Here is a 13,875-nt window from a genome sequence, read left to right as displayed (position 1 = left end):
TATCGCCGTGATACAGCCTCTTTCTTGCAGAAAGGCAATCTCTTATGGATACGTTACGAAAAATTTTAAAAGAAATGAAAGGGTATTACAGATATCTGGCAATCACCTTTTTCGCCATGCTGATGTTGACAGCAGCACAGCTCTATTTTCCTCTGATCACAAGAAAGCTGGTTGCTCTGATTGAAACCGGGTCCCCAGATTTACCAAAACAGGCGATTACCTTGGGCGGAATTCTGCTTGGAGTTTATTTCCTGCAATCCTTATGCACCTACTTCAAAAGTTATTATTCCCATTATGCCGCATGGAATTGTATCAGCGACCTGAGGATTAAACTCTATGACCATATTCAGTATCTTTCCATGTCCTATTTCCAGGATAAGCAGGTAGGGCAGTTGATGAGCCGGATCACAGCGGACAGCAGCAATATTGAGGTGCTGATTGGACATGCGCTTCCTGACACCATTGTCAATCTTTTTATTTTTGCGGGGGCAGCTGTCATTCTGTTTTCCATCAATCCGTTGCTGGCCGCATTGACACTGCTCACACTTCCGCTGACCGCCCTTGTGGTTTGGATTTATTCCACAAAGGTGAGACCCTTGTTCCGTTTCGGGCATGTAAAGATGGGGGAGTTAAACGCTGTTTTGCAGGATAATCTCTCTGGCATAAAAGAGATCCAGGTTTTTAATCAGCAAAGGGAAGAAAGAGCGAATGTCGATCAAAAATCAAAGGAACATGTGAAATATCTACTTGGAGCATTGAAAAAGAGCGCTGTATTCCAGCCGTTTATCTCGTTTGTAAACAACCTCGGAAGTGTTGTTATCGTGGTCGCAGGCGGAATTCTGGCCTTTCAGGGCAAGCTGATGGCTTCGGATATCGTGGCCTTTATGATGTATTCCTCCCTATTTTACCAGCCGATGCTGACGCTTGGCAGGATTGTGGAGGATATGCAGAATGCGCTGACGGCCGCCGACCGGATTTTTGAGGTACTGGACACTCATTCCGAGGTACAGGATCGAAAAGGAGCCTTTCCAATTCGGGATGTAAGCGGTGAGATTACATTTGAGCATGTGGATTTCTCCTATGAGGAAAAGACTCGGGTACTGTGCGATATCAATCTGAGGATCAAAAGTGGGGAGACGATCGCTCTTGTTGGACCCACGGGAGTAGGAAAAACGACCTTTGTGAATCTGATTACACGCTTTTATGATCCGGACGGCGGAAGAATTCTGCTGGATGGAAAGGATCTGCGGGATATCACCCTGAAATCCCTGCGGGATAATATTAGTATTGTTTTGCAGGATGTATTCCTGTTCAATGGTACGGTTCTTGAAAACATTGCTTACGGCTGCAAGGAGGCTTCCAGAGAAGCGGTCATGCAGGCGGCAAAAATCGCTAATGCGGATGAATTTATCGACAAAATGGAGAACGGTTATGACACAGTGATCGGTGAGCGGGGTACAAAATTATCCGGCGGGCAGAAGCAAAGGCTTTCCATCGCGAGAGCGATTCTTCGCAACCGGAAAATCCTGATTCTTGACGAGGCTACCGCCGCGGTGGATACGGCGACGGAGCGGCTGATTCAGGAGGCGATCGAAAAGGTCAGCCGAGACCGAACCACCATTATCATCGCCCATCGCCTTTCTACCATCAAAAACGCGGACCGGATCGTGGTGCTCTCCGAGAACGGCATTGAACAGATTGGGAAGCATGAGGAATTGCTGCGGATAGACGGACCTTATCGAAAGCTGGTTATGGCGAATCAATAAAAGAACAGTGTTTAATTGTTTGGCTCTGTCACAAGTATAAGTTGCTTTTGTTAACTTAAGCGAATTTTCTTGTCGGGCTTTTTCTCAAATAAATGATGATTTCATTGCTTTTCACAATCCCTCAGTCACTTCGTGACAGCTCCCTTTGCACAAGGGAGCCGCGCAAGAAGCTCTCCTTGTGTAAAGGAGGGGGGCAGCCGAAGGCTGACGGGAGGATTGATCGTTGGGAACCTTAAGCAATTAGTGTTTTCTCAAGTAGAAGGCTTGGGATGACATTGTTTTTCATAATCAACCACTTATTGTGACATAGCCAATTGTTTTTATTTCTGAGATGAATAAGGTTCTTTTATATTTGTGCGACCTAGCAAATAATCGGTTGATGTATGATAAAAATCAGCTAACAAACATAATCTCTCAATAGGGAGAGGTCTAATTCCTTTTTCATATTTCTGATAATACTGTGGAGTGGTTCCAATTACTACAGCAACATCTTTTTGGGTTAGATCGTGATCTTCTCGCAAATCTTTTAATTTTAGAACTATGTTCATTTTATCACCTCTTTATCATATTATCACTAATCACATGTGAAACTATTGACATTAGCCATATGTGGCTATATAATATTTTTGAGGTGATTTTATGAGTAATAAAAAAGATGAGTTTAAGATTTTGGGACAGAATATAAAAAGGCTTAGAGAAGAAAAGAAAATTCCTGTGTCTGATTTTTCAAAGAAATTGCATATTTCAGAAAAGTCATTGCGGTTGCTTGAAAGCGGGATACCGACGAAGAGACTGGGCGTTTCTTCCATCTTTCTTGCGGCAAAATATTTAGAGGTTTCCTTGGCTGAATTATTTAAAATGAACCTGAAATGAAAGAAATACAGTCAAAGCTTAATTTATGACATCCGAAATGAGCCCCTGCCCTCTGTATCTTATAGGGCAGGGGTTTCTTTTCGTATGAAAATTAGATTTATCCGTACACCGAAACGGCAAGGCTTAAAAAGAGAGAAATTTGGTTGCTACATGTTCTGCAAACAATTTATCGTGCTCCACGAACAGAAGGGTAAGATCACTTGAAAGCAGCAGATTTTCTATCTGAATGCGGGAGAGGACGTCAATAAAGTTCAAAGGCTCATCCCAGATGTAGAGATGGGCTTTTTCGCACAGGCTGCGGGCGATCAGGACTTTCTTCTTCTGTCCTTCACTGAAGGTTTCCATGTTCTTTTCGAGCTGGATTCTGGAGAAATCCAGCTTTCGCAGAATGGTTTTCAGTTGACTTTCATCAACACCGTATTGTTCGGCGTAACCGGACAGGCTTCCGCTTAGGTGGGAAGTTTGCTGAGAAACATAGGATATCTTTAAATTGCTTCCCTTTTGAAGGTCCCCGATATATGCAATGTTTTCTCCCTGAATCAGCTTTAGAATACTGGTTTTTCCGCATCCATTTTTTCCTTGAAGGACAATTCGGTCTCCTTGGCTTACCGTGAAAGAGATGTCGCGGCAAACCGTTTTTTCTCCGTAACAAATGGAGATATTGTTTAAACACAATAATTTGTCTTTGGAATAATTCAGTGGAGAGATTTTTAGATCGTCCGCGCTTTCTATGTTTTTGAGCAGCTTAGTCTTTTCCTCAATATGGGAACGCTGCCTGTGTTCCAAAACCTTGGATCGTTTCATCATTTTCGCGGATTTGTGTCCGATATAGCCTCTATCCGGGCGGAGGCCGCTGCTGCGTGTTCCTTTTTTCGTTTTCTCAAGCTGATCGGACCAGACGGCCGTTCGTTTTGATGCTTGATACAATCGTTTGATTTCGTTTTTCAGCTTTTCATTCTCCGCCTGTTCAAATTGATCCTGCAGCTGTTTGTTTGCGTACCAAGTGAAAAAATTCCCTTTTTGCACCTCAATATTGGTTTTGTTGATGGATAAAATATGGTCAATACAGCCGTCCAAAAAGGTTCTGTCATGGGACACCAAAATAAATCCTTTTTTTGATTTTAAATAGGCGCTCACTGCTTTTCTTGCTTCGGAATCTAAATGATTCGTAGGTTCGTCTATAAGCAGAAAATGGTTCTGTTTCAAAAATAGGATAGCTAACAGCACTTTCGTCTGTTCCCCGTTGGAAAGAGTCCCAAAGGGGCGGGACAGGGCTTCTTCCTCCACTCCTAAAACAGAGGCTTCTCTCTGCAGTTCCCAGTCTTCCAGAGCGGGATTGAGCGTTCGGGCAATCTCTATCGCCGGCTGTGTTTTATTTGTAATCGGAAACGGAAAATAATCAAAATCAACAGAGGAAGATATCCTGCCCTGGTATTCCAGTTTCCCAAGCAAAAGGTTCAGAAACGTGGTTTTTCCTCTTCCGTTGCGGCCGGTAAAGCCGAGTTTCCAGTCTGTGTCGAGACGGAAGGATACCCCTTCAAATATATTGTCGTAGCTGCCTTCATAAGCGAACGTCAGATTGCTGACTGTGATCTGTGACATACTATGATGCACCTCCAAAAGAATAATGAAAAAGCTGCAGGAAAGTTATTCCTGCAGCTTAAAATACAGTAAAGCAGCGTACAATAATATACCGCTGACTATAAAAAGCATACATAACTTTCTTGCAGAGGGCACAGCAAACCAAGCGATTTGAATCGCTTATTGCTTCTGCGCCTGATTTCGGCAAGATTAGTTACGCATCCTTTCACCTCAGATCTCATCTATTGGAAGGGAACCGCTTTTCTTTGCTGCCCTTCGTGAAATTATCTTAGCATATGTCTGTATTTTTGTCAACCGGATGGTTCCGTCTGTCCGGCAAACTGGCTGTTGTAGAGCTTTGCATAGAAACCATTTTTCTTCAAAAGTTCCCGATGATTTCCCTGTTCGATAATTTTCCCCTGATTCATGACCAAAATGGTGTCTGCATTGACAATGGTGGAAAGCCTGTGGGCTACAATAAAGCTGGTTCTGCCCTGCATCATTTTTTCAAAGGCTTTTTGAATCCGAAGCTCTGTTCGCGTATCAATGCTGCTTGTCGCTTCGTCCAGAATCAGCATGGGCGGTTTGGTCAGCATCACCCGGGCGATACACAGAAGCTGTTTCTGTCCTTGGGACAGGTTTCCCCCGTCCTCCGAGATCACCGTGTCATAGCCTTGGGGCAGCCGTTTGATAAAGCTGTGCGCATAGGCGGCCTTTGAAGCAGCCAGGATTTCTTCCTCCGGTGCGTCCGGTTTCCCGTAAGCGATATTTTCCCGGACAGTACCGTGAAACAGCCATGTCTCCTGTAAAACCATTCCGTAGAATCTTCTCAGGGAATTGCGGGATAATTTCCGGATGTCGGTACCGTCCACCGCTATTTCTCCTTTCTTCACATCATAGAACCGCATCAGCAGGTTGATGACAGTGGTTTTCCCGCATCCGGTGGGACCCACGATCGCAATCTTTTGATGCTCGGAAACCGACAGATTCAGATGTTCAATCAAAGGCACTCCTTGCTGGTATGAGAAAGAGACATTTTTCATATCGACTTTTCCCTTGCAATCCTTTGCTTCCAGTGCGTCGGATCGAATGGACTCGGAGGGCTCATCCAGCACCTGAAAGATCCGGCGGGCAGACGCGAAGGCTGTCTGCAGTTCGGTGATCACGCCGGAAATTTCGTTAAAGGGCTTGGTATACTGGTTTGCATAGGTCAGAAAACAGGATATCTGTCCAATGGATAGCCGTCCGCTCAGCGCGCTGACTGCCCCGATAATCCCAACAGCCGCATAGACGAGGCCGTTGACAAAGCGGGTGCATGGGTTTGTCATAGAAGAGTAGAACTGAGATTTCACGCCGGACTCGTAAAGCCTGTGGTTGATCTCTTCAAATGTTTCCTGAGAGCGCTTTTCGTAGCAAAAAGCTTTGATAACTTTTTGATTGCTGATCATCTCTTCGGCATATCCGCCGATTTCTCCCCTGGTTTTTGATTGTTTTGCGAAGGAATTATGGGAGCGCTTTGCGATAAACGAGGCCACAAACAGGGAAATAGGCGTCAGAATCACAACGGTTACCGCGATGGTCACATTGATAGACAGCATAAAAATCAGCGTGCCCAGAATGGTGATGACTCCGGTAAACAGCTGGGTAAAGCCCTGCAAAAGGCCATCCCCTATCTGTTCCATATCGTTGATCACACGGCTGTTCAGGTCGCCGTGGGCATGGGCATCTATATATTTGAGCGGGACACTGTTCAGCTTGCTGAACACTGCGATCCGCATGCTTTTGACTGTTTTTTGCGTCAGAGTATTGTTGCACAGCGCCAGCACCCATTGAAAGAGTGCTGCCAGAAAAATAGACAGTGCCAGCCACCCTAAAATCGGCAGAATGCTTTCAAAATCCACCGTACCTGCCCCAACGATGAAATCGATGGCGTCTCCGATCAGGACTGGAGCCAGAAGAGTCAGCGCAACGCTCAGCACAGCGCTTATGACAGAACCGGCAAAATACCCCATATAGGGCTTTGTGTAGGCAAGGAGCCGCTTTAATACCGATTGATTCATGCGATCTCCTCCTTTTCCGTCTGCTGTGACAGCACAATTTCCCGATAAACCTCACAGGTTTTTAGAAGACTTTCGTGGGTTCCGATCCCTGCCGGGATGCCGTCATCCAGAACGATGATCCGGTCGGAATCCTGAATGGAATGCGCCCTCTGGGATACGGTGATCACCGTCATATTCTGCTGATTTTCCCGGAGCGCTTTGGAGAGCGACGCCTCGGTTGCATAGTCCAATGCGCTGGAGCTGTCGTCCAGAATGAGAATTTTCGGATGGGAAGTCAGAGCTCTTGCGATGGTGAGCCTCTGCCGCTGTCCGCCGGAAAAGTTTTTCCCGCCCTGCCGGACTTCGGCATCGTATTTTTGGTCCATCTGCTCTACAAACTCACTCGCCTGTGCCGTCTGTAATGCCTCGGATATTTCCTTATCCGTGATTGTCTCGTTTCCCCAGGAAAGGTTTTCTCGAATGGTGCCGGAAAACAGAACGGCTTTCTGGGGGACCATCCCGATAAAACGCCGCAGTGCTCCAAAGGCATATTTTTTGATATTGATCCCATACAGAAGAATTTCGCCCTGTGTGACATCATAAAAACGCGGAATCAACTGAACAAGAGTGGATTTTCCCGACCCGGTTCCCCCGATGATTCCAATGCGTTCCCCTTCCCACACCTGAAAGGAAATGTTTTGAAGCGCATCCTCCCCGTTGTTGGAGTAAGAGAAAGAAACATTTTTAAATTCCAGCAAGGCCTGGCTCTGTATAGGCTTTATTTCGGCAAGCGGTTTGGGGGTCTCAACCAGGGAAGGACGGATATGAAAAATTTCATTCACTCTTGCCGCAGAGGCGGAAGCCTTGGTGAAGATAACCACCAGATTTGCTACAACCACCAACGCCAGAAGGATCTGCGTCATGTAGTTGACAAAGGCGATGATCTGCCCCTGGCTCAGTGCGCCGGAATTCACCCGCATTCCGCCGAACCATATAATTGCGACGATGGCAAGGTTCATAATGATGTAAGTAACCGGATTCAGAAAGGCTGAAATTTTGGCAACATGTACGGCACAGTCACTCACATCTTCCGCCGCTTCGGCGAAACGGTGTTTTTCACTGTCCTGCTTGCAGAATGCCCGAATAACCCGAACGCCTTCCAGATTTTCGCGGGTGATCAGGGAGATTTTATCCAGCTTTTTTTGAATCACGCGGTAAAAGGGAATCGATTTTCCCATTACAAGAAAAAGGGTTGCAGCGATTAGCGGGGCGGCGATCCAGAAAATAAGGGAGAGCCTCAGGTCAAGAAACATGGACATTACCGTGGCCCCTATAATAAGAAAAGGCGCCCGCACGACAAGGCGTATCAGCATTGCTACCGCTACCTGCAGCTGATTGACATCATTGTTGATTCGATTGATCATGGAAGCTGTCCCGACCGCGTCTATCTCTGTATGGGAAAAGGAATTGATTTTTGCAAACAGATCGTTGCGCACCATCGTTCCGAAGCCCTGGGAGGCTTTGGCGGCAAAGTACTGGCAGATAAGCGCACAGGTAAGGCCGACAATGCCTAACAGGACTAAAATACCGCCTTGCCGCAGGATATAGGAGAGATCGCTGTTCTTTATCCCAATATCAATGATTTTTGCCATAATCAGCGGTACAATCAGCTCGAAGATTGCCTCTGTCAGCTTGAAAAGCGGGCCCAGGATGACTTCCTTTTTAAAATGCTTTAGATATTTTGCCAGTTCAAACATGGTTCTTGTCCCCTTTTATTTCTGTAAAAAGTCTGCCGTTTTTTCACTTGAAAATCTTTTTTAACTATTGTATCATAAAATAAACCATATGAAAAATATTTCGTTTATATATATTCTATATGTAAAAAGTATGGGAGGTTGAAATAATGGATTTGAAACAGCTCACCTATTTTGTCACAATTGTCGAGGAGGGGAATATTACTTCCGCTGCAAAAAAACTGCATATTGCGCAGCCGCCCTTAAGCCATCAGTTGAAACAGTTGGAGGAAGAGTTACAGGTTCGATTACTGGATCGGGGCGCCCGGAAAGTAACTTTAACGGATGCAGGAAGAATTTTATACAAACGTGCAAATCATATTCTTGAGCTGGCAGACACGGCAAAAAAAGAGGTCAGCGACATACAGAACAAACAAAACAGCACCTTGTCCCTCGGCACCATATCCTCCTCGGGAACTGCTTTGCTGAACGAACGTATGACAAAATTTCACCGCAGTTTTCCCAATGTACGTTTTGAAATTCACGAAGGGAATACCTATGAACTGATTGAACTGCTTCACGCAGGAATCATAGAGGTTGGCATTGTGAGAACCCCCTTTCTGGCGGAGGGCTTTGATTCGGTTTATCTGGAACAGGAACCGATGGCGGCCGTGTATCACAGTCATTTCTTTTCGTTTGATAAAGAGATGATACGTTTGGAAGAACTGAAAAGAAAGCCGATTATATTATACCGCCGTTTTGAAAATCTGATTCATTCCTGCTGCATAGAGAAAGGCTTTGAACCGGAAGTGTTCTGCAAAAATGATGATGCGAGGACAACACTGATGTGGGCGAATAAAGGGCTGGGTATTGGGATGGTACCCATGTCAGCCTCCAAGATTATCCGTGGAGAAAATATGATTTGTAAGGCGATTGATGAACCGAAGCTGTGCACAAAAATCGGGGCGATCTGGAGAAAACAAAAGTATCTCTCCTCTGCTGCACAGTCCTTTTTGCTTTTCTTCGGCGAAGAATAAGGTATTTTCTATGAATTTTTATAACAAGATGAAATGCTTTTCCGCACACTGTGCGCAAAGTTGCGATACAAGCTTCCATCTTGCGAAACGAGAGAAATCGAAGTAAGGTTATAACTGTGGGCAAGATGTCCCCCGCCTCTTCAGGCGGCGGCACTGCCAAGCAGTGTTCTTGTCCTCGTTGAATGACGGGGCGAGCCCTTATTGAATCATCTTTTATCATATTGGGAAAGCCTGTCATTTTATTTGTGCGGGAAGACAGAGATTTTGTCAATCGAAAGAAAGCCCCTTATCCAAAGAGGATAAAGAGGCTTTCTTTATAAATAATAAAAGAGAAATTGAGCGCGATAATTAATGGAACAATTTACTGTTATGGGCAACAACAGCTTCCAAGATTTCATAATATGCCCAATGGGTTTCGCTGACATCCGTGAAAGGATTGCGGATGGATCCGCTGTTTGCAGAGATGGATACGCGGTTTGGGATCCTGCCCAATACCCGGTTTACTATCTTTGCCACTTCCGCTCTGGTAATCGGGTCTTCCGGACGGAAAGTTCCGTCACCGTCGCCACTGATAAGACCGCTTTGAGCCAGGGCTGCGATATACGATTCCGCCCAGTGACCTTTTGTGTCCGTAAAAGAGGCATTCTGACCGAGGGGAAGATCGGAAAAGTCAGCGATCACAGCCGCAAATTCAGCACGTGTGATCGGTTCATCTGGATGGAAGAACCCATTTTCGTCTCCCTTCATAATTCCGGCTTGTTCCATAAAGCCGACATAGTTTAAATACCATGCCTGGCTTTCCAGATCAGGGAAAGAGGGTTCATAATAGTATCCTGCATGGTAGTTTTTAGACAAACGTGCTAAGACAGCTGCTGTCTCTGCTCTTAGGATCCCTTCATCCGGATGAAATGTATTATCCGCATAACCGGACATATAAGCTTCATGATAGTTTTCACCACCGCCGGTGTTGACCGTCAAACCACCTGTAGATATTTTGGTAACGGTAACACGAACGGTCAGATCAATCGTGTTATAATGGTCAATATCCTGGGGTGTAAAAATAACAGTTTGATACGAAGTTCCCGCTTTGCGCATATATTTTCCGGAAAGCTCCCATTTGAAACTTCCGGGCACGGCATCCCCTTTTGCATTAGCCATTTTTCCGCTGGTCAATTTGGAGGAAGAGAGCATTTTACCAGTCTCAATTTTGGAGGAGACAGGCGCTTTCACAACAATAGGAGTTGCCTTTGTAATCTGTATGGCGGCCCCTGCTGAGAGGATGCCGTCCGCGTCGACTGCGTAAACCTGAAAATCGCCGATTTTTAAATCAGAAGCGGCAACCGTTATTTTTTTATCCTTTTCACAGGTATATTTTAATTTTCCTTTTGCTTTCTCCAAACTTGCAGCATCCGGATAGGAGCCCTTTGGAACGACATAAAGAGTACCGTCTTCACTGCTGGAGACAGTAAAGGTGTCATCCCACGCAACGGATGTCTTGCTGACAGACACTGTGATGGAAGAGGAGTTTTTTTTCACAACATAAGGGCTTTCCGCCTTACCGTCACCCGAAGAAAAAACAACCTTTTCTGTGTCCAGATAGAACATGGGGCGTAACCCTATATTATCCTGTTTTGCGACTGCACTTTTGACAGTACCGTCAGTCTCTGCCGTACGCACATAGATAGAGGTGGTTGCCCCGCTGCTGTCAGAAGGAGAGGCGGTCGGCTGTGAGGTGGTTTCAGCAGACAAAACGGAAGAGGGCAAGGATGTAGCGGATGGGGCGCATGTACCTGTAACCGCTGGTTCAACTGGCTCTTCGGAAGGTTCCGATTCAGGTGTTGAGGAGGGAACCGGTGCCGGTGTTACAGAGGGCTGCGGTTCAACCGCTTCTGGTGTCCGAAGAAAATAAGCCCAGTTTTCCTCTGCGGATAAACCGCTTTCTCCGGCAATATCGCTGTTTTCAACCGCTTTTTCAGTGGGTTTCGCCAGATGGTAGTTTTCTCCCAGAACAACCGTATTTGCAGCGATTTCATTCAGCTGCTTAATGTCCGGCAGAAAGACTTTCTCTGTCTCGGCCTTTGCATAGGCTGTCTCATAATTCTGAAGCACCTCAGTCAGGGATTCTGCATAGGCCAGTGCCTCTGTTCCGGTGACGCCGTCCAGTGTTTTGTCGTTTTCATGTACGATTGTTTTTAATGTGACGGATTTGATTCCTGCTTTTTCCTCTTTGGTAAAGCCGGCCAGGAAGTCTGTGTTCAGCCAGGAGCGAACTGCGGATTCCTCCCAAAGGTTGGAACCGTTTTGTGCACGTTGGCTATCCGTTGTGTCATTTGTCTTTATACCGCCAGAGGTATCAAAGGAATGAAGTACAAGAATACGGTCGCTTATCAGTAAAACACCTGTTTCATCTGCCTTTACACATCTCCAGAGTATTGGTTCCTCATTGTATGCTCCCATTTGGATATAAACTCCTGGAGTGATGTCGGGGGCTGCTGTTGCAGGAAATGTCAGAACACCTGCGGTCAGACATAATATGGTAAGTATTGATATGAGTTTTTTCATCTTTTTGTCTCCTTTCCGTATTGTACAGTTCTTTGACGCAAGAACAATCAAATTTGTTTCCAATTGTTCCAATCTATTCTTATCATGTGTAAATTATACTATGTTGGTTCTGGAAAGTAAATCGATGTAACGGCTTTGTCAGCATTCGGTAACATAATGTTCACAAATTTGAAATGATGCTGAAAAGGAGCCTTTTTGCAGCGCAGAGAGTGCGTTGCAGAAAGACTCCTTTTTCGTGAAAAACTTTTTTATAACATAGGAACCGGCATGTATTTGTGCGTAAGCATTAGAGAGTCGAACCCCATATGCCCTGCACTTGTTAAATTTCCGCCCTTTTGGATTGTCGGTCTTGCAAGGCGTCAGCCTTGCTGCACCCTTACGCACCAAAAAAACGAAAATTTTCCTATGCGCAGGGTCGCAGAGTTTCCACAGAGCAGATTTTTTTCGTAAGACAAGGAAAAAGCGCAGATAATCCTGACGGATTGACGAGCATTTTGACGCAGGATTGCGGAAAATTTGCCTGCGTAAACCATATATTGTGTTCGACTCCCTAATGCTTATCCGCATGTTTCAAGAAACAGCGTGCGAAGCGCGATTGCGATTTTCAGAATGAAAAGCTTTTTTATTTGGACTCGCCGCGGATCTCCACCCGCCTGATTTTTCCGCTGATGGTTTTGGGAAGTTCCTCCACGAAATCTACGATACGAGGATATTTATAAGGGGCGGTCGCATGTTTCACATAATTCTGCAGTTCCTTTTTCAGCGTATCGGAAGGCTCGTATCCCTTTGCCAGAACGATGGTTGCTTTGACTACCTGGCCTCTTACCGGATCCGGTGCGGCGGTGATGGCACATTCGACAACCGAGGGATGCTCCATCAGTACGCTTTCCACCTCAAAAGGCCCGATACGGTATCCTGAACTTTTAATGATATCATCGTCACGACCCACATACCACAGATAACCGTCCTCGTCTTTCCAGGCCAGATCGCCTGTATGGTACAGGCCGTCATGCCAAGCTTTCTTTGTCAATTCATCGTTCAGATAATATCCCATAAACAGACCAACGGGCGTTTTTTCAGCTGTGCGGATACAGATCTCGCCAATTTCTCCGGTGTTGATTTCCTTTCCATTTTCATCTGCAATACAGACATCAAACTGCGGGGAGGGTTTGCCCATGGAGCCGGGCTTTGGATCCATATACTTCGAGGTGACGACCACTACGGTTGTTTCGGTTTGGCCAAAGGCTTCCATCAGTTTAATGCCGGTGGCTGCGTAAAATTTTTCGTATACTTCGGGATTCAGCGCTTCCCCTGCAATGGTTGCATAGCGGAGGCTGGAGAGATCATAGTGGGAGAGATCTTCCTGAATCATGAAACGGTAAATGGTAGGCGGTGCACAGAAGGTTGTGACCTTATAGTCTGAAACTGCCTTTAACAGATCGTGGGCGTCAAACCGGTCAAAATCATAGACCATAACGGCGGCCTCGCAAAGCCACTGACCATAGAGCTTACCCCAGACAGCTTTGCCCCATCCGGTTTCCGCAACAGTCAGATGAAGACCGTCCTGCTGCACGTTATGCCAGTGGCGGGCCGTAAAGATATGACCCAGCGGATACAGGGCATTGTGCTGTACCATTTTGGGAAATCCAGTGGTGCCGGAGGTAAAATACATCAGAATCGGATCCTCGTTTTTTACTTCCTCATCACCAGACGGACGTGCAAAGGTTGACGGGAACTTTTCCATCTCTTCAAAGAAAGGGATCCAGCCCTCCTTTGTACCGCGGGAAAGGATTTTGTATTCCAGCGTGGGGGATTTTTTCTGGGCCTCGTCTACCGCATCGGCTACTTCGCCCTCTGCTGTACAGACAATTGCTTTGACACCGGCGGAATTGAACCGGTACACAAAATCTTTTGCCATCAGCTGATTGGTGGCGGGGATGCAGACTGCGCCGATTTTGTGCAGTGCAACGATAAGATACCACCATTCATAATGCCGTTTCAGCACCAGCATGACCTTATCCCCTTTTTTAATTCCCAGAGATTTCAAAAAGTTTGCGCACTGGTTGGATTTCTCTTTCATCTCCAGAAAGGAAATATCCTTTGCTTCATTGTCCTTGGAGATCCAAAGCATGGCCCGCTTGTCCGGCTGTTCCTCCGCCAGCTTATCAACCACGTCGAAACCGAAATTGAAGGTTCCGTCGACCTTTATATCATAATCCGTCAGCTTTCCCTGACTGTCATAGACTTCTCTTACATATTTTTCGCATAATAAACTCATTGTTTC

At 45.9% G+C, this 13,875-nt stretch carries 9 protein-coding genes; 3 read left to right on the top strand and 6 right to left on the bottom strand.

What is annotated here, in order from left to right:
• The first annotated feature begins 44 nt into the window (after positions 1-44).
• The gene (locus tag KQI32_RS01215; RefSeq protein WP_216423622.1) at positions 45-1,766 is read left to right on the top strand and encodes an ABC transporter ATP-binding protein; all 1,722 of its coding nucleotides are present in this window, start codon (positions 45-47) and stop codon (positions 1,764-1,766) included.
• Positions 1,767-2,086: 320 nt separating this feature from the next.
• On the opposite strand, the gene KQI32_RS01210 is transcribed toward KQI32_RS01215, so the two are convergent.
• On the bottom strand, positions 2,087-2,314 hold the full coding sequence (locus KQI32_RS01210; protein WP_216423621.1) for a helix-turn-helix domain-containing protein: 228 nt from the start codon (positions 2,312-2,314) through the stop codon (positions 2,087-2,089).
• A 91-nt stretch (positions 2,315-2,405) separates the two neighbouring features.
• Between KQI32_RS01210 and KQI32_RS01205 the strand changes: the two genes are divergently transcribed.
• Entirely contained in the window at positions 2,406-2,639 is a 234-nt protein-coding gene (locus KQI32_RS01205; RefSeq protein ID WP_177691694.1) for a helix-turn-helix domain-containing protein, read from the top strand.
• A 123-nt stretch (positions 2,640-2,762) separates the two neighbouring features.
• Here KQI32_RS01205 and abc-f read toward each other — a convergent pair whose 3' ends face one another.
• The 3 genes from abc-f to KQI32_RS01190 all read right to left on the bottom strand — a co-directional run bounded on the left by abc-f (position 2,763) and on the right by KQI32_RS01190 (position 8,016).
• Positions 2,763-4,241 (bottom strand): ribosomal protection-like ABC-F family protein, encoded by a 1,479-nt coding sequence (gene abc-f, locus KQI32_RS01200; protein WP_216423620.1) that lies wholly within the window; start codon positions 4,239-4,241, stop codon positions 2,763-2,765.
• A gap of 290 nt (positions 4,242-4,531) precedes the next feature.
• Complete coding sequence (locus KQI32_RS01195; RefSeq protein ID WP_216423619.1) at positions 4,532-6,280, bottom strand: ABC transporter ATP-binding protein; 1,749 nt, start codon at positions 6,278-6,280, stop codon at positions 4,532-4,534.
• The gene (locus KQI32_RS01190) at positions 6,277-8,016 is read right to left on the bottom strand and encodes an ABC transporter ATP-binding protein (protein ID WP_216423618.1); all 1,740 of its coding nucleotides are present in this window, start codon (positions 8,014-8,016) and stop codon (positions 6,277-6,279) included. Before KQI32_RS01190 ends, KQI32_RS01195 begins: the two co-directional genes overlap by 4 nt.
• A 146-nt stretch (positions 8,017-8,162) precedes the next feature.
• Between KQI32_RS01190 and KQI32_RS01185 the strand changes: the two genes are divergently transcribed.
• Positions 8,163-9,029, top strand: a complete 867-nt coding sequence (locus tag KQI32_RS01185) for a LysR family transcriptional regulator (protein WP_216423617.1) — start codon at positions 8,163-8,165, stop codon at positions 9,027-9,029.
• Between the two features lie 348 nt (positions 9,030-9,377).
• Here the strand turns inward: KQI32_RS01185 and KQI32_RS01180 are convergent, their stop codons facing one another.
• Both KQI32_RS01180 and KQI32_RS01175 read right to left on the bottom strand, forming a co-directional pair.
• Entirely contained in the window at positions 9,378-11,591 is a 2,214-nt protein-coding gene (locus tag KQI32_RS01180) for an S-layer homology domain-containing protein (protein WP_216423616.1), read from the bottom strand.
• A 622-nt stretch (positions 11,592-12,213) separates the two neighbouring features.
• A complete protein-coding gene (locus KQI32_RS01175) occupies positions 12,214-13,869 on the bottom strand; it encodes an AMP-binding protein (RefSeq protein WP_216423615.1) in 1,656 nt (551 codons plus the stop codon).
• Between the last annotated feature and the right edge of the window lie 6 nt (positions 13,870-13,875).

The sequence above is a fragment of the Acetivibrio sp. MSJd-27 genome (assembly GCF_018918095.1).
Lineage (GTDB): Bacteria > Bacillota > Clostridia > UMGS1840 > HGM11507 > HGM11507.
Note: the sequence above shows the minus strand (reverse complement) of the source record. Positions and strands in the feature narration are given on the sequence as shown.

Excerpts from the sequence above, each read along its gene's own strand:
- KQI32_RS01215 (WP_216423622.1), top strand. The coding sequence starts at position 45 with ATGGATACGTTACGAAAAATTTTAAAAGAAATGAAAGGGTATTACAGA.
- KQI32_RS01210 (WP_216423621.1), bottom strand. The coding sequence starts at position 2,314 with ATGAACATAGTTCTAAAATTAAAAGATTTGCGAGAAGATCACGATCTA.
- KQI32_RS01205 (WP_177691694.1), top strand. The coding sequence starts at position 2,406 with ATGAGTAATAAAAAAGATGAGTTTAAGATTTTGGGACAGAATATAAAA.
- abc-f (WP_216423620.1), bottom strand. The coding sequence starts at position 4,241 with ATGTCACAGATCACAGTCAGCAATCTGACGTTCGCTTATGAAGGCAGC.
- KQI32_RS01195 (WP_216423619.1), bottom strand. The coding sequence starts at position 6,280 with ATGAATCAATCGGTATTAAAGCGGCTCCTTGCCTACACAAAGCCCTAT.
- KQI32_RS01190 (WP_216423618.1), bottom strand. The coding sequence starts at position 8,016 with ATGTTTGAACTGGCAAAATATCTAAAGCATTTTAAAAAGGAAGTCATC.
- KQI32_RS01185 (WP_216423617.1), top strand. The coding sequence starts at position 8,163 with ATGGATTTGAAACAGCTCACCTATTTTGTCACAATTGTCGAGGAGGGG.
- KQI32_RS01180 (WP_216423616.1), bottom strand. The coding sequence starts at position 11,591 with ATGAAAAAACTCATATCAATACTTACCATATTATGTCTGACCGCAGGT.
- KQI32_RS01175 (WP_216423615.1), bottom strand. The coding sequence starts at position 13,869 with ATGAGTTTATTATGCGAAAAATATGTAAGAGAAGTCTATGACAGTCAG.